Source organism: Streptomyces sp. NPDC006134 (genome assembly GCF_040628835.1).
GTDB lineage: Bacteria > Actinomycetota > Actinomycetes > Streptomycetales > Streptomycetaceae > Streptomyces.
In genome coordinates, this window is record NZ_JBEXTV010000062.1 from 20605 (window position 1) to 41912 (window position 21308).

Consider the following 21308-nt stretch of genomic DNA (forward strand, 5'->3'; position numbering starts at 1 on the left):
CCTAAAGGGTGAGCCGGCGGGACAGGTCCGAGGTGAACACCCCGCGCGGGTCGATCCGCGCGCGCAGCGCGCGGAAGTCGTCCAGGCGCGGGTACATCGCGGCGAGCAGGTCGGGCCGCAGCCGGGAGTCCTTGGCGAGGTACACCCGTCCGCCGGCGGCGGCGACCTCCTCGTCCAGCTCGTCGAGGAAGGCGCCGAGGCCGGGCAGCCCGGCCGGGATGTCCAGGGCGAGCGTCCAGCCGGGCACGGGGAAGGAGAGCCAGCCCGGGTCGGCGTCCCCGAACCGCTTGAGGACGGCCAGGAAGGACGGGCAGCGGTGCTCGGAGATGCGCCGCACGATCCGGCGCAGGGCGTCCTCCTGCCCGTAGCCCACGACGAACTGGTACTGCACGAAGCCGCCGCGGCCGTAGACCCGGTTCCAGTGGGGGACGCCGTCCAGGGGGTGGAAGAAGGCGGAGATCCGCTGGAGCCGGCCGGTGCGCGCACGGGGCGCCTTGCGGTACCAGACCTCGTTGAACAGGCCCACGGTGGTGCGGCTCAGCAGGCCCTCCGGCACGCGGGCGGGGGCGGCCGGGAAGCGGGAGGTGCGGAAGGCCAGCGGGTTCCTGCGCGCACGGGCGCCCCGCGGCAGGGCGTCCAGGGGGGCGTGGTCGCCGCGGGTGAGGACCGCGCGGCCGGTCGCCGCGCCCCGGGCGAGCAGGTCGATCCAGGCGACCGAGTAGCGGTAGCGGTGGTCGGTGGCGGTGAGGCGGTCCATCAGGTCGTCGAGGTCGGTGGCGCGCTCGGTGTCGACCGTCATCAGCGCCGTCTGGACCGGCTGGAGCCGCACCGTCGCGGTGAGGATCACGCCGGTCAGGCCCATGCCGCCCGCGGTGGCGTCGAACAGGGGGGTGCCGGGGCGCACGGAGTGGACCTCGCCGTCGGCGGTGAGCAGTTCCAGGGCCAGGACGTGGCGGGAGAAGGAGCCCGAGACGTGGTGGTTCTTGCCGTGGATGTCCGCGCCGATCGCGCCGCCGACGGTGACGTAGCGGGTGCCGGGCGTCACCGGCACGAACCAGCCCAGCGGCAGCAGCACCTCCATCAGGCGGTGCAGGGAGACGCCCGCGTCGCACAGCACGGTGCCGCCGTCGGCGTCGATCGCGTGGATGCGGTCCAGGCCCGTCATGTCGAACACGGCGCCGCCCGCGTTCTGCGCCGCGTCCCCGTACGCCCGCCCCAGGCCCCGCGGGATGCCGCCGCGGGCCCCGCACTCCCGGACCGCCGCCGCGGCCTCCTCGTACGTCCGGGGGCGGATCAGCCGGGCGGCGGTGGGGGCGGTGCGGCCCCACCCGGTGACGGAAACGGTGGTGTCGGCAGACATGGCGGTGACCGTATCGCCCCGGAATGATCGATTGGTTGCGGACATGACCTCCCTACCCGAAATGGGTGATTAATGGGATGTCGCTCAATAGTGCCGGAGTTTTGCCGGAGTTCCCGCGGTGCCGGGGTGAACAGTGAGTCCACATGGACGACCAGGACGACCAGACCACCCAGATCGGCTGCCAGGCCGTCGACCGTCGGACCAGCGGTTCCCGGACCGTCGACCGTCGGACCAGCGATTGCCGGACCGTCGACCGTCGGACCGGTGATTGCCAGGCCGCCGACCGTCGGACCGGTGATTGCCAGGCCGCCGACCGTCGGACCGGTGATTGCCAGGCCGCCGACCGTCGGACCAGCGGCTGCCGGGCCGTCGACCGTCAGACCATGGACCACCGGATCGTGACCGCGCTCAGGGCGTGCGGCGGCGACCCGCGGGTGGCCGGTGCCGCACGTGCCCTGTCCTGGGCGGGGGAGCACGGCGCGCTGTGGCTCGCCGCGGGCCTCACGGGGGCCGCCGCGGACGGCGCGCGGCGCGGCGCCTGGCTGCGCGGAACCGCGCTCGTCGCGGGCGCGCACCTCGTCAGCATGGGCGTGAAACGGCTCGTGCGCCGCCCGCGCCCCGCGCACGTCGAGCCGCTGGTGAGCACCGCCGGCCGGCACTCCTTCCCCAGCTCGCACGCCACCTCGGCCGCGGCGGCGGCCGTCGCCTTCGGGGCGCTCGGCGCGCACGCCGTGCCGCCGCTCGCCGCCGCGGTGTGCCTCTCCCGCCTGGTCGCCGGCGTCCACTACCCCTCGGACGTCGCGGCGGGCGCGGCCCTCGGCGCGCTCACGGCCCGGCTCGGCGCCCGCTGGATGCGGGGAGGCGTCCGTGGCTGACACGACGATCCTGCGCCAGCGCACCCCCCAGGAGCAGCCGCCCGCCCCGCCCCGCCCCGGCAACCTGCTGACCGGCCTGCTGAGGACCGCCCGCCCCCGGCAGTGGGTGAAGAACGTCCTCGTCGTCGCCGCCCCGGCCGCCGCCGGCGAACTCTTCACCCGCCACGCCCTGAGCCGGCTGGCCCTCGTCTTCGCCCTGTTCACCGCCTGCGCCGCCGCCGTCTACCTCGTCAACGACGCCCGCGACGCCGACGCCGACCGCGCCCATCCCGTCAAACGCCACCGCCCGGTCGCCGCCGGACAGGTCCCCGTCCCCGTCGCCTACGCCGTCGGCGGCGCCCTCATGGTCGTGGCGCCCGCCGCCGCGGCCTGGCTCTGCTCGCCGTCCGTCGCGGCCCTCCTGGCGGCGTACACGGGCCTCCAACTGGCGTACTGCGTCAGCCTCAAGCACGTCCTGGTCGTCGACCTCGCCGTCGTCACCACCGGCTTCCTGATGCGGGCGGTGGTCGGCGGACTGGCCCTGGGCATCCCCCTGTCGCGCTGGTTCCTGATCACCACCGGGTTCGGCGCGCTGTTCATGGTGTCGGCCAAGCGCTACTCCGAGGCCGTGCAGATGGCCGGGAAAGCGGGCGCCACGCGCGCGCTGCTCACCGAGTACACCACCGGCTACCTCCGCTTCGTCTGGCAGCTCGCCGCCGGGGTCGCCGTCCTCGCCTACTGCCTGTGGGCCCTGGAGGAGGGCGGGGTCCCGCACGCCAGCGTGCTGCCCTGGCGGCAGCTGTCCATGGTCGCCTTCATCCTCGCCGTCCTGCGCTACGCCGTCTTCGCCGACCGCGGCACCGCCGGCGAACCCGAGGACGTCGTCCTGCGCGACCGCGCGCTCACCGCCATCGGCCTGGTGTGGGCGGCGATGTACGGCCTGGCGGTGGTCAATTGGTAGGTCGCCGGCGCGAGGTGGCCTGGTTCGCCGCGGCCGGGCTCGTGGCCTACGCCGCCGACCTCGCCCTCTTCACGTACCTGCGCGGCCCCGCCGGCCTCGGCCCGCTCACCGCCAAGGCGCTGGCCTTCGTCGCGGGCTGCTCGGTCGCCTACGCGGGCAACGCGCTCGGTACCTACCGGCACACCCGCGTCCGGGGCCTGCGCCCCTACGCCCTGTTCGTCGCGGTGAACCTCGCCGGGGCCGCCGTCCAGCTCCTGTGCCTCGCCGTGAGCCACTACGGCCTCGGCTGCACCTCCCAGCGCGCCGACACCGTCTCCGGAGCGGTCGTCGGCATGGCACTGGCCACCCTCCTGCGTTTTTGGGGCACTAGAACACTGGTCTTCCGCACCGGGCGGTCCGGGGGACACACCCGGGCACGGACGGAACGCACCGAGCGCACCGAGCGCACCGAGTCCACAGACCGGACAGGGCAGGCAGGGCAGGCAGGGCAGGCAGGACGGACGGAGCGGGCAGGGGGCAGGGTCGGAACATGGACTGGCTGAAGAAGCTCCCCGTCGTGGGACCGTGGGCGGCGCGGCTGATGGCCACGCACGCGTGGCGGTCGTACGAGCGGCTGGACCGGGTGAAGTGGACGCGGCTGGCCGCCGCGATGACGTTCACCAGTTTCGTCGCGCTGTTCCCGCTGCTGTCCCTGGCCGCGGCCGTCGCCGCCGCCACCCTCAGCACCGAGCAGCAGGAACGGCTCCAGGACAAGATCGCCGAGCAGGTGCCCGGCATCGCCGACCAGCTGGACATCGAGGGCCTGGTGCAGAACGCCGGCACCGTCGGGGTGATCGCGGGCGCCCTGCTGCTGTTCACCGGCATCGGCTGGGTCGACTCCACGCGAGGCTGCCTGCGCGCGGTGTGGGAGCTGCCCGACGAGGAGGAGAACCCGGTCCTGCACCGGGCCAAGGACGCCGGCATCCTGATCGGCCTCGGCGGCGCGCTCCTGGTCACCATCGCCATCTCCACCGTCGCCTCCGCGATGGTCGGCTGGATCATCCGCCAACTGGGCATGGCCGACGGCGGCTTCGGCGGCGTCCTGCTGTACGTCGCCGCGTTCGCCGTCGCCGTCCTCGCCGACTTCCTGGTCCTGCTGTACGTGCTGACCCTGCTGCCCGGCGCCGAACCGCCGCGCCGCCGCCTGCTGGTGGCGGCGCTGACCGGGGCGGTCGGCTTCGAACTGCTGAAACTCCTGCTGAGCAGCTACATGCAGGGCGTCGCCGCGAAGAGCATGTACGGGGCCTTCGGCGTCCCCGTCGCCCTGCTGCTGTGGATCAACTTCACCTCGAAACTGGTGCTGTTCTGCGCCGCGTGGACGGCGACGGGGAGCAAGGAGGAGACGGGGGAGACGGGGGAGGCCGGAGGAAACGGGGAGTCCGGGGAGGGCCCCGGCGTCACCGGCGCCGGCGCACCAGGTCCGGCAGCGGCCAGCGGCGGTTGACGAGGAACGCGCCGCCCGCGAGCAGCGCCAGCACCCCGCCGGCGACCGCCAGCGCGATCCCCATGCCCCCGGTGCCGGAGGCGGTCGAGGCGCTCGCCACCGCCTGGGCGCCCGCCGCACCCTGACCGGCACCCGTGCCGCCGGCCTCACCGGAGGCCCCGCCGCCCGGCTTCCCGTCGGTCTGCGCGCTCCTCGGGGGCACCAGCTCGCCCACCGGCTCGACCTTCCCGGCCGCCTTGAACCCCCAGTCGAACAGGCGGGCGGTCTCCTTGTAGACCTCGTTGTGCTCCTTCTTCTCCGGGTTCATCACGGTGACGAGCAGCACCTTGCCGTTGCGCTCGGCGACGCCGGTGAAGGTGGCGCCCGCGTTGGTGGTGTTGCCGTTCTTCACCCCGGCGATGCCCTGGTAGACGTCCGTGTCGTAGTCACCGGTCAGCAGCCGGTTGGTGTTCTGGATCTCGAAGGACTCGCGGACCGTCTTGCCCTTCTTGTCCTTCTTCGTCTCGCCCGGGAACCGGGCGCGGACCGTCGAGCAGTACTCCCGGAAGTCCTTCTTCTGGAGCCCGGAACGGGCGATCAGCGTCAGGTCGTACGCGGAGGAGACCTGCCGCGGCGCGTCGTAGCCGTCGGGGCTGACCACCTCCGTGTCGAGCGCCTGGAGCTCATCGGCGTGCGCGTTCATGTCCCGGACGGTCCTGGCCACGCCCTTGTTCATCGAGGACAGCACGTGCACCGCGTCGTTGCCGGAGCGCAGGAACACACCGAGCCACAGGTCGTGGACGGTGTACGTCTCGTTCTCCTTGATCCCGACCAGGCTGGAGCCGGCGCCGACGCCCGCGAGGTCCTCGGGCGTGACCTTGTACGTCATGGTCTTGGGGAACTTCGGCAGCAGCGTGTCCGCGAACAGCATCTTCAGCGTGCTGGCCGGGGCCAGCCGCCAGTGCGCGTTGTGCGCGGCGAGCACCTCGCCGGACTCGGCGTCGGCGACGATCCACGACCGGGCGGTGACGTCCTTGGGCAGCACCGGCACCCCGCTCGCCAGGTTGACCTGCGTTCCGGGCCGGCCGAGCCGGGCGCCGCCCACGGTGGACATCTGCGCCGGGGGAGTGGCCGACGGGCTCGCCCCGGGGCTCGGGGCCGCGTACGCGGCGGGAGCGGTCAGCGCGAGCGGCGCGGCGGTGGACAGGACGGCGACGGCGAGCGCCAGGGAACGCCTGGCGGTCTTCTGGGGTGCGGGCACGACCGAGAACGTACCTGCCGCGCGCGCCGAAGTCCCGCCCCCCTCCCCACCCCGGGCCCGGAACCGAACACGCGGCCGCGATACTGGAGGCATGCTGTGCTCATCCGGGGGACACCCCCCGGACCCCCGGCCGACCGCGGGTGCACGGCGCTGCGAGGAAAGGTTCGTTGTCGTGAAGCTCAGCCGCCCCGTCTCCTGGTTCCTGCTCGCCTTCGGGGTGTGGAGCTGGGTCATCTGGATCACTTTCGTCAAAAACCTGGTCAAGGACAGCAGCGGGCTCGCGTTCGAGGACGGGGACCCGACGGCCTACTTCTGGGTCCATCTGCTGCTCGCCGTCGTCTCCTTCGTATGGGGGACGGCCATCGGGGTCATCGGGTTGCGCGGAGTGCGCGCACTGCGCCGAACGTCATAGGCACCGAGCCGAACGTCACGGACGCCGTGTCATCGGCGTAACCGGCGTCCCAACAGAGGGGGTACGGACGGCATGGTGGTCGTCTTCGCGCTCGTCGCACTGCTGGTGCTCGCCGCCTTGGTGGCGGCCAACCTGTACGTGTGGCGGCGCCTGTTCCGCGACACTACTTGGGGCCCGGGGGCCGTGCGCCGCGCGGGCGCGGTGCTGGTCGCGGGCGGCTGGGTGCTGGCCGTGGGCGCGCTGGTCGCCGAGCGCACCGGCGCCCCGTTCACCCTCCAGCGGGTGCTGGCCTGGCCGGGCTTCCTGTGGCTGGCCCTGTCGATCTACCTGCTGCTGGCGCTGCTGGCGGGGGAGGCCGTACGGCCGCTGCTGCGCCGGTTCCTGGAGCGGCGGGACGCCTCCCGCGCGGACGGCGTGCGGCCCACCGCCCCGGTGCCCCCGGAGCGCGTACCGGCCGCCACCGCACCCCCCGCCACCCCGGAGCCGCCCTCCGCGCCCGACGGCACCTCAGGACCGCCCTCCGCGCCCGGCGCCACCCCGGAACCACCCCGCGCGCCCGGCGCCACCCCGGAGCCGCCCACCGCGCCCGAGGACCCGGCCGCGCGCCCCCTCGCCGCCCCCACCCGCCGCCTCTTCGTCTCCCGCGTCGTCGGCGGTGCCGCCGCCGCGGCGGCCGTCGGAACGGTCGGCCACGGCACGTACGGCGTCCTGCGCGGCCCCCGGGTGAAACGGGTCACCGTGCCGCTGGCCAAGCTGCCCCGCGCCGCGCACGGGTTCCGTATCGCCGTGGTCAGCGACATCCATCTGGGCCCGGTCCTCGGCCGGGGCTTCGCCCAGAAGGTCGTCGACACGGTCAACTCCACCCAGGCCGACCTGATCGCGGTCGTCGGCGACCTCGTCGACGGCAGCGTGAAGGACCTCGGCCCGGCCGCGGCGCCCCTCGCCCGGCTCAGCGCCCGCCACGGGGCGTACTTCGTCACCGGCAACCACGAGTACTTCTCCGGCGCCGGGCAGTGGGTCGAGGAGGTACGCCGCCTGGGCCTGCGCCCCCTGGAGAACGCCCGCACGGAGCTGCCCCACTTCGACCTCGCGGGCGTCAACGACGTGGCGGGCGAGGAGGAGGGCCAGGGCCCCGACTACGTCCGCGCCCTCGGCGACCGGGACCGCTCCCGCGCCTGCGTGCTCCTCGCCCACCAGCCGGTGCAGATCCACGAGGCCGTCGAGCACGGCGTCGACCTCCAGCTCTCCGGCCACACCCACGGCGGCCAGCTCTGGCCCGGCAACCTGATCGCGGGCGCCGCCAACCCGACCCTGGCGGGCCTGGAGCGCTACGGCGACACCCAGCTGTACGTCAGCCGCGGCGCGGGCGCCTGGGGCCCGCCCACGCGCGTGGGGGCCCCGTCCGACATCACGGTGATCGAACTGGCGTCACGCCGGGCCTGAGGGGCCGTCGGCGGGGCGTGCCGGCTCCTCCCCGGGGGCGGGGCGCTTCTGCGCCGGGTCCGGCAGCGCCTTCGTCATCCCCGGCAGGAAGTCCGTGAACAGTTCGTGCACCTCCCGCACGAGCGGGCGCAGCACCCGGAAGCGGGCCAGTGCCACACCCCGCGCGGTCAGGCGGGCGCCGCGCTCGGCGAGCCGGTAGCTGCGCGCGCGCCCTTCCGTCCGGTCGAAGATCCAGTAGAGGACGAGTCCCATCTGGGACAGCCACATCAACTCGGGCAGGATGTCCCGCAGTTCCCCGGGGACCTTGGTCTTCGCGCCCGCCAGCACCTCCCGGTGGACGCTGATCGCCTCCACGCGCGCGTGCTCCGACTCCGGGGAGAACGGGCTGAGCGGGCTGTCCGGGTCGGCGGCGTTCTTGAAGAACTGCACCGCGAACTCGTGGTAGGGCGCGGCGATGTCCAGCCACGCCTTCAGCACGCCCGCCAGCCGGGCCTCCAGGTCGGTCTCCCGGTCCAGGACCTCCCGGACCGCCACCTGGTGCTCGGCGGCGATCCGGTCGTAGAAGCCCTGGATCAGGTGCTCCTTGCCCGCGAAGTAGTAGTAGGCGTTGCCGACGGAGACCCCGGCCTCCTGGGCGATGGCCCGCATGGTCGTCCGGTCGTAGCCGCGCTCCTGGAACAGCCGCATGGCCGTCTCCAGGATGAGCGCGCGGGTCTGCTCGGACTTGCTGGGGGTGGCGCCGGTGTCGGGGCCGTCGTTCTTCGGGGGCACGGGAAGAGAGCCTAGCCAGTGGCGCAGGCGCCGCTGTCACAGCCCGGCGCCGTGTACGTCCAGCCGGTCCGCGGGTCGTAGGCCCACCCGTCCGCGCCGCGGTACGCCCTCCCGCCCCACTGGGCGCCCCGCCACTTGGCGGCGGCCAGGACGGCCCCCTTGGCGAGCAGAGCGCCCGACGGGGTGCTCAGCCGGTGGGCGAGCGGCCGGTACGCGCGCAGCGCCCACAGGGTGACGACCCAGGCGGCGGCGCCCCGGTAGACCTGCCCGGCGTCGCCGACGACGGTGATCTCGTCGAGGGTGGCGCGGTGGTCGAGGCCGGGGAACCGCCGCCGGGCCCCGGCGGACCCGGCCGGCACCAGGTCCAGCGGCACCAGCTGCGGCTGCCGTACGAGCCAGTCCCGCAGGAACGTGCACAGGGGGCACTCGGCGTCGTAGAGGACGGTGAGCCGGCGCACCGGGGCGCCGGCCGTCACGGGTGCCATCGGTTCAGGCCCCGGCCGTCGGGGCGACCCAGCCCTGCGGAGGGACGGGCGGCCGCTGTTCCCGCTCCATCACCCCGCGCCGCCGGATCCGGTTGAGGACGTACACGTTGGCCAGGTGCATCACGCCGAGCACCAGCAGCACCACGCCCAGCTTGGCCGACAGCGCCTCGAAGACGCCGCGCGCGTTCTCGATCGTCTCGTCACTGTCGAGGTAGAGGGCGACGAAGCCGAGGTTGACGAGGTAGAAGCCGACCACCAGGAGGTGGTTGACGGCGTCGGCGAGCTTCTCGTTGCCGTGCAGGACGTCCGCGAGGAAGGCCCGGCCGTTGCGGCTGAGCGTGCGGGCCACCCAGACGGTCAGCGCGATGCTGACCAGCAGGTAGATGACGTAGGCGATGACGGTGCGGTCCATGCCCCACCCCTTCTTGAACGCGTTCAAAACGCTGACGGGAATGACTCTAGACCCGTTTTTGAACGCGTTCAACCAAGGGGTGCGAGAGGTGGATCACGGTCGTCGGCCCAGCTCCGGCCGCTTGCCGTAGTCCGTGAGGCCGATGACGTTCCCCCATGGATCGGCGAACTCCACGGTCCAGCCGGTGGCGCCGGGGAACGGCTCGTCGAGCGGGGGGATGCCCGCCTCGCGCAGGGCGTCGGCGGCGGTGCGCGCGTCGGGCACCTCCAGCCAGACGCGGGGGGAGGGCCACAGCGGCGGGCGCCGGCCGAACTCCTCCTCGGCCCGCAGCAGCAGGCCGGGCGTCTCGCCGCCCACCTTCAGCAGGGCGATCCCGGCCTCGTCCAGCCGGAAGGCCACCGGGAACCCGGCGCGCTCGTAGAACGCCACGGCCTGATCGAGGTCCCCGACGGGCAGCAGTACGTTGTCGAAACCGAGCAGTTCGTACGACTCGTCATCTGACATGCCGTCAGAGTAGGGCGGGCGTCACCCGGTACCGGTGAGGTCAGTCCCGGTCGGCCGCCTGCTTCCGCCGTCCGGCCGCAAGGACCTCGGCGACGTCCAGCGTCACCTCGGCGCCGAGGGAGGCGGGGAGGGTGACCTTCTCGCCGGGGGAGTGGACGCGGTGTCCGGCGTACTCGCCGCCGACCGGGTCGGTGAGGACGTGCAGGCGCTGGTGCTTGCGGTCGACGATCAGGTAGACGGGGATCCGGGCGCCGGCGTAGGCGGCGACCTTGGTCTTCAGGTCGGACTTCCAGTTCTCCGAGGTGACCTCCAGGACGAGCCGGAAGGCGACCGGGTCGTAGCAGTTGTTCTCGACGAGGTGGTCGTCGATGTCGGCGTCGACGACGGCGAGGTCCGGGATCGCGTAGTCCTCGGTGCCGGTGGGCAGCCAGAGCCCGATGCCCTGGAGGACTTCGGTGGGGCCGTCGTCCAGTCCTGCTGCGAGGAAGGGGCGCATGAGCTTGGTCAGGGCGCGCGCGTGCGGGCCGTCCGGCGGCGGGGACACGAGGATCTGGCCTCCGATGATCTCGACGCGGTAGCCCGGAAGGCGGTCCATGAGACGGTTCGCCTCCGCGATCAGCGGACGGTCGCCGTGGGGCCGCTCGACGGATGCTGCGGACATCGCGTGCCTCCTGGGGGCTGGTGTCGAGAGCATCATCGTAGGCCGGGGGCCGCCCCCGGCGCCGTACGAGCCGCGTTCACCCGAGGGTGTGGCATATGCCCGAGGGCCCCGTCTCCGGCCGGAGACGGGGCCCTCGGGGACGTACGCGGCGTACGCGAACGGACCTCAGAAGCGGCGCGTGATCAGCGCCCGCTTCACCTCCGCGATCGCCTTGGTGACCTCGATGCCGCGCGGGCAGGCGTCCGTGCAGTTGAAGGTCGTGCGGCAGCGCCAGACGCCGTCGCGGTCGTTGAGGATCTCCAGGCGCTGCTCGCCGGCCTCGTCACGCGAGTCGAAGATGAAGCGGTGCGCGTTGACGATGGCGGCCGGGCCGAAGTACTGGCCGTCGTTCCAGAACACCGGGCAGGACGTGGTGCACGCGGCGCACAGGATGCACTTGGTCGTGTCGTCGAAGCGCTCGCGGTCCTCGGCGGACTGGAGCCGCTCGCGGGTCGGCTCGTTGGTGTCCTTCGTGATCAGGAAGGGCATCACGTCCCGGTACGCCTGGAAGAACGGCTCCATGTCGACCACGAGGTCCTTCAGGACCGTCAGGCCCTTGATGGGCTCGACCGTGATCGGCTTCTCCGGGTTGATGTCCTTGATCAGCGTCTTGCAGGCCAGACGGTTCTTGCCGTTGATCCGCATGGCGTCCGAGCCGCAGATGCCGTGGGCGCAGGAGCGGCGGAAGGTGAGCGAGCCGTCCAGGTCCCACTTGATCTTGTGGAGGCCGTCGAGGACGCGCTCCTTCGGGTCGATCTCCAGCTGGAAGTCTTCCCAGGTCGCCTCCGCCGAGACCTCCGGGTTGAACCGGCGGATGCGGAAGGTGACGGTGATGTAGGGGGAGTCGGCGAAACCGGGCTCCGGCTTGCCCGCCGAGTCCGCCTTGTCCAGAACAGGGGTAGCCATCAGTACTTACGCTCCATCGGCTGGTAGCGGGTCTGGACGACCGGCTTGTAGTCGAGGCGGACGGTCTCGGTGCCGTCGTCGCCGACCTCGCGGTACGCCATGGTGTGGCGCATGAAGTTGACGTCGTCGCGGTTCGGGTAGTCCTCGCGGTAGTGACCGCCGCGGGACTCCTTGCGGGCGAGTGCCGACACGGCCATGACCTCGGCCAGGTCCAGCAGGTTGCCCAGCTCGATGGCCTCCAGCAGGTCGGTGTTGAACCGCTTGCCCTTGTCCTGGATCGCCACGTTCTTGTAGCGCTCCCGCAGCTCGGCGATCTTCTCGACCGCCGTCTTGATCGTCTGCTCGGTGCGGAACACCATGACGTTGGCGTCCATGGTCTCCTGCAGCTCGCGGCGCAGCTCGGCCACCCGCTCGTTGCCGGTGGAGGAGCGCAGGCGCTCGATCTGGCCGACGACGAAGGACTCCGGGTCCTCGGGCAGCTCGACGAAGTCCGCCTTCTGGGCGTACTCGGCGGCGGCGATGCCGGCCCGCTTGCCGAAGACGTTGATGTCCAGCAGCGAGTTGGTGCCCAGGCGGTTGGCGCCGTGGACGGAGACGCAGGCGACCTCGCCGGCGGCGTACAGGCCCGGGACGACGGTGGTGTTGTCGGCCAGGACCTCGCCCATGACGTTGGTCGGGATGCCGCCCATGGCGTAGTGGGCGGTCGGCTGGATCGGGATCGGGTCCGTGTACGGCTCGATGCCGAGGTAGGTGCGCGCGAACTCGGTGATGTCCGGGAGCTTGGCGTCCAGCTGCTCCGGCGGCAGGTGGGTCAGGTCCAGGTAGACGTGGTCGCCCTCGGGACCGCAGCCGCGGCCCTCGCGGATCTCCGTGTAGATGGAGCGGGAGACGACGTCACGGGAGGCGAGGTCCTTCATGACGGGCGCGTACTTCTCCATGAAGCGCTCGCCGTCCTTGTTGCGCAGGATGCCGCCCTCACCGCGGGCGCCCTCGGTGAGCAGGATGCCCATGCGCCAGATGCCGGTCGGGTGGAACTGGAAGAACTCCATGTCCTCCAGCGGGATGCCCCGGCGGTAGACGGCGGCCTGGCCGTCACCGGTGAGGGTGTGCGCGTTGGAGGTGACCTTGAAGAACTTGCCGCAGCCGCCGGAGGCGTAGATCACGGACTTCGCCTGGAAGACGTGGATCTCGCCGGTGGCCAGCTCGTACGCCACGACACCGGCCGAGCGCTTGACGCCGTCGACCTCGGTGATGAGCTGGTCCAGGACGTAGAACTCGTTGAAGAACTCCACGCCCTCCTTGACGCAGTTCTGGTACAGCGTCTGGAGGATCATGTGGCCGGTGCGGTCCGCGGCGTAGCAGGACCGGCGGACCGGGGCCTCGCCGTGGTTGCGGGAGTGGCCGCCGAAGCGGCGCTGGTCGATGGTGCCGTTCGGGGTCCGGTTGAACGGCAGGCCCATCTTCTCCAGGTCGAGGACGGAGTCGATGGCCTCCTTCGCCAGGATCTCGGCGGCGTCCTGGTCGACCAGGTAGTCACCGCCCTTGACCGTGTCGAAGGTGTGCCACTCCCAGTTGTCCTCCTCCACATTGGCGAGCGCGGCGGCCATGCCGCCCTGCGCGGCGCCCGTGTGGGAGCGGGTGGGGTAGAGCTTCGTCAGGACGGCCGTGCGGCTGCGCTTGGTCGCCTCGATGGCGGCCCGCATACCGGCGCCACCGGCGCCGACGATGACGGTGTCGTACTTGTGGATCTTCATGATTCTCGCAGCCCCGTGCCTAGCGGATGTTCGGGTCGAAGGTGAAGATCACCAGCGTGCCCAGCAGGATGGTGAACACCGTGGCGGTGTAGAGCAGGCCCTTGAGCCACAGCCGGGTGTTCGCGCGCTCCGCGTAGTCGTTGATGACCGTGCGCAGGCCGTTGCAGCCGTGCAGCATCGCCAGCCACAGCATCAGCAGGTCCCAGACCTGCCAGAACGGGGACGCCCAGCGGCCGGCCACGAAGGCGAAGCCGATCTTGGAGACGCCGCCGTCCAGCACGAGCTGGATCAGCAGGTGGCCGATGACGAGGACGACCAGCACCACGCCGGACAGGCGCATGAACAGCCAGCCGTACAGCTCGAAGTTGCCCCGGGTGGACTTCGGGGTCTTCTTGGTGCGCTTGCGCGGGGCCTCGATGAGCGGCGCCGGGTTGTCGACGTTGTAGGAGGCGCCCTCGACGGGGCCGATCCCGGACGCGGCGGTTTCAGTGGTGGACATGGGCGTCAGCTCCCGAACAGTTCACGAGCGGCGTGGCCGAGGACGGGGTAGATCGCCCCGAGCATCAGCACGACCCACAGGACGACGACGGTCCAGAGCATCTGCTTCTGGTACCGGGCCCCCTTGATCCAGAAGTCGACGGCGATGACGCGCAGACCGTTGAGCGCGTGGAAGAGGATGGCGGCGACGAGGCCGTACTCCAGCAGCGCGACGATGGGCGTCTTGTACGTGGCCACGACCTTGTCGTAAGCCTCGGGGGACACACGGACGAGTGCGGTGTCCAGCACGTGAACGAACAGGAAGAAGAAAATGAGGACGCCGGTGACTCGGTGAGCCACCCAGGACCACATTCCTTCCCGGCCGCGGTACAGCGTTCCAGCCGGCACGGAAGTTTCCTCCGGGAGCGGGGATTGGGGCCGCGCCGGCTTCTCTGTCGGTCGGGCCCGGCCGGGTACGGTCCACCGGCCCCCAGCATCGTAGCGACGGTTGCCTGTGGCGCTTACGGGGGGCCTGCCGGTGTGATCAAACTTGCACTCAAAGGAGCACGGACGGGTGATCGGGGTGGGGATTTATCGCCCATGTCGGGTGCGGGGCGTCAAGGGCCGGGCGTGCGGTGCCCCGGGTCCCCGAGGGTGCCGGCCAGTCTGGCCCTGGCCAGGCGCCGGAGTTCGTCGGCCGCGACGAGCCGCTCCTCCTCCGGATCGTTGGCCAATCGTGACCGGATGCCCGCCAGGACGTGGTCCAGGACCTCGTGCCCCGGCAGGCCGTCCAGGCAGATGACGAACGCGTGTCCGAAGCGGCTCTCGTACGCCGCGCTGGCCGCGCTCAGCGCCGTGTGGGCGGCGGAGTACGCCCCCTCCGGCAGTGACGGCAGCGACTCCGCCGCCAGGGCCGCCGCGAGGGCCTCGGGGGACAGGTCGTACGTCGCCTCGTCCGCCGCGGCCAGCAGGGCGGGCAGGTCGGGGTAGGGGCGGTGGGCGGCGACGCGGTGCGCCCAGTGGGGGTGGCGCAGGCAGGCGAGGAGCGTGTGGACGGCGTCCTCGGGGCGGGCGTCGTTGAAGCGTGCCAGCGGGGACGGTGTGCCCGGTGTGCCGCGTGTTTGCTCCGGGACCGAGAGGGCGACTCGGCCGGGAAGAGGAAGGTCGGGAAGACGGTGCGCAGGCAGCGTGGGTCCTTGTGGGCGTCACGTGGATGTCGGCAGGGGGTCCTGTGAGAGATGTGTCATCACGTTATCGAGAGTGGTCACGAACTGTCCGGCGGATGCCTCGAAATCACCCGGACGGGAGAGTTTAAGGACGCGCAGTGGACGAAGGGGGTCCTACGGTGGGCGCCGTGAGTCAGCACAGGCGCCGCACCTCGGCGCACAGGGTGAAGCAGCGGGCGGTCATAGCCGGGGCGGCGATCGCCGCACTCGGCGTGGGAGCGGGCCTGTGGGCCTCCGGCGGCGGCGACGGCGGTCCGCCGGGCACCGCCGCGGCGCCCACGGACACCTCGCCCAGCCCCACGCGCTCCTATCCCCTCTCCAGCGCGCCCCGCACGATCCCCGCCGTCCGCGAGCACACCCCCGAGCGCGGCCCCGGCTGGCAGCCCGCACGCGGCCACCGCGTGGTGGTGAACGACGCCGCCCTCGCCGACGAGGGCCGGCTGATAGCCGGCGAGCTGGGGATGAAGTACGCGGGCGAGAAGGACGACGAACGCGCCGGGGACCTGCGGCTGGAGGTGAACGACAAGAAGGGCGCGAACCCGGAGTCGTACACCCTGACCGTGCGCGGCGGGCGGGTCACCGTCAGCGGACCGGCCGAGGCGGGCGTCTTCTACGGCACCCGCACCCTGAAGCAGGCGGTGCGCGGCGGCGGCAGCGCCCCGGAGGGCGTCGTACGCGACCAGCCGGACAAGCCCCGGCGCGGCTTCATGCTGGACATCGCGCGCAAGCACTTCTCGGCCGGCTGGATCGAGGACCGGATCCGCGAGCTCGGCGACCTGAAGTTCAACGAGCTCGGGCTGCACTTCTCCGACGACCAGGCCTTCCGCATCGAGTCCGACACGCACCCGGAGATCGTGTCGGACGACCACCTGACCAAGGCGCAGGTCAAGAAGATCGTCGACCTCGCCGCGAGCCGGCACATCACCGTCGTCCCCGAGATCGACTCGCCCGGCCACCTCGGCGCCGTCATCGCCGCCCACCCCGATCTGCAACTGCGCAACGCGCAGGGCACGGCGGTCCGCGGGGCGGTGGACATCTCGAAGAAGAAGGCCGCCGACATCGTCGACGACCTGCTGAACGAGTACGCCGGTCTCTTCCCCGGCGGCCGGTGGCACCTCGGCGCCGACGAGTACCAGGCGCTGACCGTGTCCGACCCGCAGGCGTCCTTCCCGCAGCTGGCCGCCGCCGCACGGGAGCGGTTCGGCTCCGGCGCGAACGTCGCCGACCTGACCACCGGCTGGCTCAACGACCGCACCGCGACGGTCCGCGCCCACGACCGGACCCCGCGCGCCTGGAACGACGGCTTCTTCCGCAGCGCCTCCGTGCCGGCCTCCGGCGATCTGGAGGTCGCCTACTGGACGGGCAAGGAGATCGGCGCCCGGCAGCCGCTGGAGTACCTCCAGGCCGGCCGCAAGGTGATCAACTACAACGACGAGTTCCTGTACTACGTGCTCGGGCAGCCGCAGACCTTCGTCTACCCGACCGGCGAGCGCATCTACGAGCAGTGGACGCCGCGCGTCCTGCGCGGCACCGAGGCGGTCCCGGCCGAGTACGACGACCAGATACTCGGCGGCAGCTTCGCCGTCTGGTGCGACCTGGCGAACTCCCAGACGCAGGAGCAGGTCGCGGCCGGCATCCGGCTGCCGCTCGCGGCCACCGTCCAGAAGCTGTGGGTGCCGGGCGAGCCGGAGCTGTCCTGGACGGAGTTCAAGGCGCTGGCGGACCGGCTGGGCTGACCCCGGGGCCGGGAGCGGGTCACCGCTCCCGGCGCGGATTGCCCGATCCGGCTGCGAACCCCCGCGGGGCTGTGGTGGTGTTCCGGTGAGCGGAACCGACACGCCAGGGGGACCGGACATGGGCTACTGGGGGTATTTCGTCGTCGGCCGCGCCGAGCGGCCGCTCGCGGGGCTGGGCGCGCTGCCGGGCGCGGAGGACATGACACTGCGCACCTCGGCGCCGGACGGCTGGCAGGTGTGGGAGTACCCGGGCGGGGACGGCGACATCGGGAGCATGAACGACCTGGCCGCGCGGACCGGCGCGCCCGCGCTCTTCGGGTACGTCATGGACAGCGACTGCGTGGTCCTGGAGGCGGCGGCGCCGCGGAGCGGGGCGTGGACCGCCTGTCTGGCGCGGACCGCGATGGCCGGGTACCTCGGCGCCGGGCACGAGGGGCTCACCCTGGAGGACTACTTCCTGGAGCCGCGCGACGCCGCCGAGCGCGCCGTCGTCTGGGCCGCCGAGGCCGGGCACACCGTGAGCGCAGACGACCTGCTCGCCGTCCTGACCGCCGACCCGGACCCCCTGGCGGAGAACCTCTTCTTCCGTTTCCTCGACCGGCTGGGCGTCGTGCCGCTGTGACACGCGCGGGCGGTCGCACGCAGTAAGGGGAAGTGTCGGTTCCGTATCGAGGGGCGGGGCCCAGGGGTACGGGACTCAGGGGTACGAACGAGGAGGCTGCATGAGCCTGGTGGAACTGATCGCACAGGCCGACGAACGGGGACTGGCCGCGAGCGGGCTGGCCTGCCTGGACCGGTGCGCCCCCCTGCTCGGCGGCGACGACGAGGTCCTGCGCCCGCTGTGGGAGACCCTCGCCGACGGCGGGGCCGGGGCCGGCGGCGACTGGACGGAACGGCTGGAACGGCTGCGCGGCACCTTCCCCGGCCCCGGGCAGGCCACGGGCACCCCCGCCGAGGACGAGGCCGCGCTGCTCGTCCGCCGGATGCTGGCCGCCGCCCCGGCCGACCGGTCCGCCGCCGGGATGCGGGCGTGGGCCGACGCCTGCTCGGTCGCCTCGCTCCGCGTGCACCGGCTGCTCGACCCCGCGCAGGAGGGCGCCGGTGCCGGGGCCGCCGGTGCCGCCGGCGTCGACGGCTGCCGCCAGGACCGCCCGGAGGGCATGTCGCCGCTGGTCGCCGCCGAGCTGCGCCGCCAGGTCACGGTCCTGGAGCTGCTCGCCGGTCACGGGGCGGCCGGTCTGCGCCGGGTGCTGGAGGTCTCGGCGGAGGGCCGCCGGGTGCTGCGCGCGGTGGTGTCGCGCCGGGAACGCGGGCGCCGGTGACGGCCTTCCCGGCCGTACGGAGGTCCGGGGGATCTGTGACCGTCCTGGGGGGAGGGTTGCGCGGAGGTGGCGGAGGTGCGGTGATCCTGCACCGGTCCGCGGCACCCGCGATGATCGCCGTGACGAATCGGCGCGCGCCGACGCTCTTGCGTGTGTGACGACTGTGACGACTGTGACCAGCACGACGACGGCGGCGACACGGCAGGAGGCCAGGCCCCCGGCCGCGGCCAAGCCGGTGCGCTGGGCGGCGGACGCGGTGGCCGCCCTGCGCGAGGGCGCCCGGCTCCGCCTCGACTACTCGGCGCAGAGCCTGTGGCGCGTGGACCGGATGATCGACGGCATACGGGGCGAGGGGCCGCCGTACGAAGCGGTGCGGACCGTGCTGCGCGGACTGGGCGCCTACGCCGGTGAGGTGATCGTGCGCCAGACGGGCGCCGAGTGGTGGGCGACCGGCGGCGACCACTGGGTCCGCACCCCGGACGGCCGCCTGTGGGACCCGATCGAGGAGGCCAGGCGCTGTTACGCCGGCGACGGGTCGCTGCGGCTGCTGTGCCGGGAGGCGACGGCGGGGACGGCGGGACGGGAACAGGGGCGTTGAAAGGCGCCGAAAAGGGCCGGCCGGGACCCCGCGCACCACGCGGGGTCCCGGCCGGCCGCCGGACCGGGGCCCCCTACGGGGTCAGCGTCTGCCCCAGCCGTCCGTCCGTCGGCGTGCCCAGCGTCGTCTTGCTGTAGAGGGCGGTGCTGGAGTACCCGAGGCCGGTGCTGTTGCTCGGGACGTACATCAGCAGGCCGTCGGTGCCGTCCTCGCCGTCGGCGCCGAGGACGAGGTCGGCGCGGCCGAAGCCGGACAGGTCGCCGAGCGAGACGGAAAAGCCCAGGCGGTCGTCGGTCTCGCTGGAGCCGGGGACGCCGGAGGTGTCCTGGGAGACGGCGACGGAGCCGGAGCCGGTCAGGCCGGACGCGGTGCCCTTGAACAGGATCACGGTGCCGGCGTTGACGCGGTTGGCGCCGTCGCGGGCCAGGTCCTCGCCCGGGGAGCCCGCGAGGGCGTCGGCGTAACCGTCGGCGTTGTAGTCGCCGACCGACACCGAGGCGCCGAGGGCGTCACCGGACTCGTTGCCGCCCGGGACGGACGCCGTGTCCTGGTGGATGACGGTCATGCCGGTGGTGGTGAACCCGGTGGAGGTGCCGGGGAGCATGGTGATCTGGCCACCGGACTTGCCGCCCGACTCGGCGGTGTACGGCTGGCCGATGACGATGTCGTCGTAGCCGTTGCCGTTGACGTCGCCCGCGGCGATGGACCGGCCGCCCTTGACGGAGAGGACGCCCGCCTTGGTCAGGCCGGTCGCCGAGCCCGCGAAGCGGACCACGCGGCTGGTGCCGCCGGTGTCGCGGTAGTTGAGGGCGACGTCCGCGTAACCGTCCCGGTTGAAGTCGCCGGTCGCGGCGTCCAGGTAGCCGACCGGACCGGTGGCGGAGGTCAGCCTGCCGTAGGAGGTGGCGCCGCCGGTCAGCTTGACGTTGTAGTTGCCGCCGCGGCCGGTGCCGGCCGAGAACACGTCCGCCTTGCCGTCGCCGTTGAAGTCGCCGACGGTGACGGCGGCACCGAGCCTCGCGCCCGCCCAGGTCACCCCGGTGGCGTAGTAGGAGAAACCGGTGGTGAAGGCCGGTCCGTACAGGAGCGTGACCATGCCGCGGTCGGCGTTGCCGCTGGTGTCGTTCTCGCCGGGGGCGCCGATCGCGAGGTCGGCGTAGCCGTCGCCGTTGACGTCGCCCCAGGCGGTGGCGGCGCCGAACTCGTCACCGGCCTCGGTGGAGTCGGGGACACCGGGGCTGTTCTGGGTGAGGGTCACCTTCGAGCCGGTCACCGGGCCCTTGACGCCGCCCGGCACCACCTTCACCACGTTCCCCTTCGGCACGCCCGCCACCAGGTCGGTGACGCCGTCCCGGTTGAAGTCGGAGGTCGGCAGGGCGTGCGAGATGCCCGGGGTCTTCGCGAGCGTGGCGATCCGGGACAGCTTGGGGTAGAGGTTCTTGCCCGGGCAGGCGGTGGCGTTGGTGTCCCGGTGGCCGAAGACCCGCGGCAGCGTGACCGACGTGCCCTTGTCGACGAGGTTGCCGTCCTGGCCCTTCGGGGTGCCGGAGGTCATCGTCACCTTGCCGGCCGGGTCGATGCCGTACATCCCGAACTTCCACGCCACGATCCGCGCCATCGCGTCGAGCGCGGCCCGGCTCGGCTGCGCCTTCTCGAAGTTGCCGAGGTAGGAGATGCCGACCGTGTCGGTGTTGAAGCCGACGTCGTGCGCGCCGGTCACCGGCAGGTCCATGCCGCCGCTGCGGCCCTCGAAGATCTGGCCGCACCGGTCGACGACGAAGTTGTAGCCGATGTCGTAGTAGCCGCGGGCGAAGTGCTCCTGCTGGATGGAGCGCATCCGGGCGCGCGACTGGGCGCACGACAGGGTGTTGTCGCTGTCCATGCCGGTGTGGTGGATGACGGCGGCCTTGATCTGGGTGCCGTAGCTCGGCGTGCCGTCGTAGTCGGTGGAGGCGCCCCACTCGGCCTGGGTGATGACCGGCGGCTTGACGACCTTGGAGGGCCGGGGCGCCGGGACCGTCGGGGTGGGCGTGGGGGTGGGCGTGGGCGAGACGGTGGCCGGTGGGGAGGTGGGCACCGGCGTGGAGGCGGACGGGGTCACGGGGGCGGAGGGCGTGCCCGTGGGGGCGGCCGGGTCCGTGGCGGTCCCGGTGGTCGCCGCCGGGTCCGTGGCACCCGGGTCCGTCGTCGCGGGCGCCGTCGTCTCCGCGGCGAACGCGGCCGGCCGCATGCCGTCCTTCGGGTCCGTGCCCGGGTCGAGCAGCTTGACGTCCAGGCCGGCCGGCTGCCCGCCGGCCTCGGTCCCGTCGGCGTGGACGACGCGCACCTCGACACCGTCGGAGTCACCGGTCCACAGCGAGGCCGTACCGCCGCGGGCGGCGGCCCGCGCACCCTCGGCGCCGTCGGCCTGGTTCGGCTCGGTGTCCAGCTCCTGCCATCCGGACCACTTCCCGGTCGTCAGGTCGCGGGTCCGCACCTGGGGCGTCCCCTTGACCTTGGCGTCAGGATCGTCCCAGGTCAGCAGTACCGCGCTGAAGCGGCCGGTCTCCTTCTTGGCGAGCCCCTTGCGCCCCGCCCCCTCGTTCTGGAGCTTCACCGTCCGGATGGTCGGCTTGCGTTCCACGCCCTTGCCGCCGGGCTGCGCGGACGGTTCCGCCATCGCGT

At 72.7% G+C, this 21308-nt stretch carries 22 protein-coding genes and 1 pseudogene; 10 read left to right on the forward strand and 13 right to left on the reverse strand.

Annotated elements, in window-relative coordinates; translation table 11 throughout:
* Nucleotide 1: 1 nt before the first annotated feature.
* A complete protein-coding gene (locus tag ABZ340_RS30525; RefSeq protein ID WP_358785095.1) occupies nucleotides 2-1360 on the reverse strand; it encodes an FAD-binding oxidoreductase in 1359 nt (452 codons plus the stop codon).
* Between the two features lie 383 nt (nucleotides 1361-1743).
* Here ABZ340_RS30525 and ABZ340_RS30530 point away from each other — a divergent pair, with 383 nt between their 5' ends.
* The 4 genes and pseudogenes from ABZ340_RS30530 (at nucleotide 1744) to ABZ340_RS30545 (ending at nucleotide 4658) form a co-directional block, all read left to right on the forward strand.
* Nucleotides 1744-2235, forward strand: a complete 492-nt coding sequence (locus ABZ340_RS30530) for a phosphatase PAP2 family protein (protein WP_358785118.1) — start codon at nucleotides 1744-1746, stop codon at nucleotides 2233-2235.
* Complete coding sequence (locus ABZ340_RS30535) at nucleotides 2228-3175, forward strand: decaprenyl-phosphate phosphoribosyltransferase (protein WP_358785096.1); 948 nt, start codon at nucleotides 2228-2230, stop codon at nucleotides 3173-3175. Before ABZ340_RS30530 ends, ABZ340_RS30535 begins: the two co-directional genes overlap by 8 nt.
* Nucleotides 3169-3561 (forward strand): annotated as a pseudogene (locus ABZ340_RS30540) (GtrA family protein); the annotation flags it as partial. The gene ABZ340_RS30535 and the pseudogene ABZ340_RS30540, both read left to right, overlap by 7 nt.
* Before the next feature lie 143 nt (nucleotides 3562-3704).
* A complete protein-coding gene (locus ABZ340_RS30545) occupies nucleotides 3705-4658 on the forward strand; it encodes a YihY/virulence factor BrkB family protein (RefSeq protein WP_358785097.1) in 954 nt (317 codons plus the stop codon).
* On the opposite strand, the gene ABZ340_RS30550 is transcribed toward ABZ340_RS30545, so the two are convergent.
* Nucleotides 4612-5898 (reverse strand): D-alanyl-D-alanine carboxypeptidase, encoded by a 1287-nt coding sequence (locus tag ABZ340_RS30550; protein ID WP_358785098.1) that lies wholly within the window; start codon nucleotides 5896-5898, stop codon nucleotides 4612-4614. The genes ABZ340_RS30545 and ABZ340_RS30550 overlap by 47 nt on opposite strands.
* A 172-nt stretch (nucleotides 5899-6070) precedes the next feature.
* Here ABZ340_RS30550 and ABZ340_RS30555 point away from each other — a divergent pair, with 172 nt between their 5' ends.
* Together ABZ340_RS30555 and ABZ340_RS30560 are read left to right on the forward strand one after the other, a co-directional pair.
* Nucleotides 6071-6310, forward strand: a complete 240-nt coding sequence (locus ABZ340_RS30555; protein ID WP_358785099.1) for a hypothetical protein — start codon at nucleotides 6071-6073, stop codon at nucleotides 6308-6310.
* A 72-nt stretch (nucleotides 6311-6382) separates the two neighbouring features.
* On the forward strand, nucleotides 6383-7753 hold the full coding sequence (locus tag ABZ340_RS30560) for a metallophosphoesterase (protein ID WP_358785100.1): 1371 nt from the start codon (nucleotides 6383-6385) through the stop codon (nucleotides 7751-7753).
* On the opposite strand, the gene ABZ340_RS30565 is transcribed toward ABZ340_RS30560, so the two are convergent.
* From ABZ340_RS30565 to ABZ340_RS30610, 10 genes are all read right to left on the reverse strand, one after another.
* Complete coding sequence (locus ABZ340_RS30565) at nucleotides 7739-8524, reverse strand: TetR family transcriptional regulator (protein WP_358785101.1); 786 nt, start codon at nucleotides 8522-8524, stop codon at nucleotides 7739-7741. The genes ABZ340_RS30560 and ABZ340_RS30565 overlap by 15 nt on opposite strands.
* A gap of 11 nt (nucleotides 8525-8535) precedes the next feature.
* Complete coding sequence (locus ABZ340_RS30570) at nucleotides 8536-9009, reverse strand: DUF393 domain-containing protein (RefSeq protein ID WP_358785102.1); 474 nt, start codon at nucleotides 9007-9009, stop codon at nucleotides 8536-8538.
* Between the two features lie 4 nt (nucleotides 9010-9013).
* A complete protein-coding gene (locus ABZ340_RS30575; protein ID WP_358785103.1) occupies nucleotides 9014-9421 on the reverse strand; it encodes a hypothetical protein in 408 nt (135 codons plus the stop codon).
* Nucleotides 9422-9514: 93 nt separating this feature from the next.
* A complete protein-coding gene (locus tag ABZ340_RS30580) occupies nucleotides 9515-9925 on the reverse strand; it encodes a VOC family protein (RefSeq protein WP_358785104.1) in 411 nt (136 codons plus the stop codon).
* A 40-nt stretch (nucleotides 9926-9965) separates the two neighbouring features.
* Complete coding sequence (locus ABZ340_RS30585) at nucleotides 9966-10586, reverse strand: Uma2 family endonuclease (protein ID WP_358785105.1); 621 nt, start codon at nucleotides 10584-10586, stop codon at nucleotides 9966-9968.
* Between the two features lie 165 nt (nucleotides 10587-10751).
* Nucleotides 10752-11531 carry a succinate dehydrogenase iron-sulfur subunit gene (locus ABZ340_RS30590; RefSeq protein ID WP_358785106.1) on the reverse strand — a complete coding sequence of 260 codons (780 nt, stop codon included), beginning with the start codon at nucleotides 11529-11531 and terminating at the stop codon, nucleotides 10752-10754.
* Nucleotides 11531-13285 (reverse strand): succinate dehydrogenase flavoprotein subunit, encoded by a 1755-nt coding sequence (gene sdhA / locus ABZ340_RS30595; protein WP_358785107.1) that lies wholly within the window; start codon nucleotides 13283-13285, stop codon nucleotides 11531-11533. Before sdhA ends, ABZ340_RS30590 begins: the two co-directional genes overlap by 1 nt.
* Before the next feature lie 19 nt (nucleotides 13286-13304).
* The gene (locus ABZ340_RS30600) at nucleotides 13305-13784 is read right to left on the reverse strand and encodes a succinate dehydrogenase hydrophobic membrane anchor subunit (RefSeq protein WP_358785108.1); all 480 of its coding nucleotides are present in this window, start codon (nucleotides 13782-13784) and stop codon (nucleotides 13305-13307) included.
* 5 nt (nucleotides 13785-13789) lie between these two features.
* Nucleotides 13790-14170 (reverse strand): succinate dehydrogenase, cytochrome b556 subunit, encoded by a 381-nt coding sequence (gene sdhC / locus ABZ340_RS30605; protein WP_078648112.1) that lies wholly within the window; start codon nucleotides 14168-14170, stop codon nucleotides 13790-13792.
* Between the two features lie 209 nt (nucleotides 14171-14379).
* Nucleotides 14380-14853: a 2-oxo-4-hydroxy-4-carboxy-5-ureidoimidazoline decarboxylase gene (locus ABZ340_RS30610; protein WP_358785119.1), complete on the reverse strand. Its 474-nt coding sequence runs from the start codon at nucleotides 14851-14853 to the stop codon at nucleotides 14380-14382.
* A gap of 263 nt (nucleotides 14854-15116) precedes the next feature.
* Here ABZ340_RS30610 and ABZ340_RS30615 point away from each other — a divergent pair, with 263 nt between their 5' ends.
* The 4 genes from ABZ340_RS30615 to ABZ340_RS30630 all read left to right on the forward strand — a co-directional run bounded on the left by ABZ340_RS30615 (nucleotide 15117) and on the right by ABZ340_RS30630 (nucleotide 18644).
* Entirely contained in the window at nucleotides 15117-16724 is a 1608-nt protein-coding gene (locus tag ABZ340_RS30615) for a glycoside hydrolase family 20 protein (RefSeq protein WP_358785109.1), read from the forward strand.
* Nucleotides 16725-16842: 118 nt separating this feature from the next.
* On the forward strand, nucleotides 16843-17346 hold the full coding sequence (locus tag ABZ340_RS30620; protein WP_358785120.1) for a hypothetical protein: 504 nt from the start codon (nucleotides 16843-16845) through the stop codon (nucleotides 17344-17346).
* Between the two features lie 100 nt (nucleotides 17347-17446).
* On the forward strand, nucleotides 17447-18046 hold the full coding sequence (locus tag ABZ340_RS30625) for a hypothetical protein (protein WP_358785110.1): 600 nt from the start codon (nucleotides 17447-17449) through the stop codon (nucleotides 18044-18046).
* Nucleotides 18047-18218: 172 nt separating this feature from the next.
* Nucleotides 18219-18644 carry a hypothetical protein gene (locus tag ABZ340_RS30630; RefSeq protein ID WP_358785111.1) on the forward strand — a complete coding sequence of 142 codons (426 nt, stop codon included), beginning with the start codon at nucleotides 18219-18221 and terminating at the stop codon, nucleotides 18642-18644.
* A 73-nt stretch (nucleotides 18645-18717) separates the two neighbouring features.
* Here the strand turns inward: ABZ340_RS30630 and ABZ340_RS30635 are convergent, their stop codons facing one another.
* Nucleotides 18718-21303, reverse strand: coding sequence for an N-acetylmuramoyl-L-alanine amidase (locus ABZ340_RS30635; protein WP_358785121.1), 2586 nt, complete (start codon nucleotides 21301-21303; stop codon nucleotides 18718-18720).
* Between the last annotated feature and the right edge of the window lie 5 nt (nucleotides 21304-21308).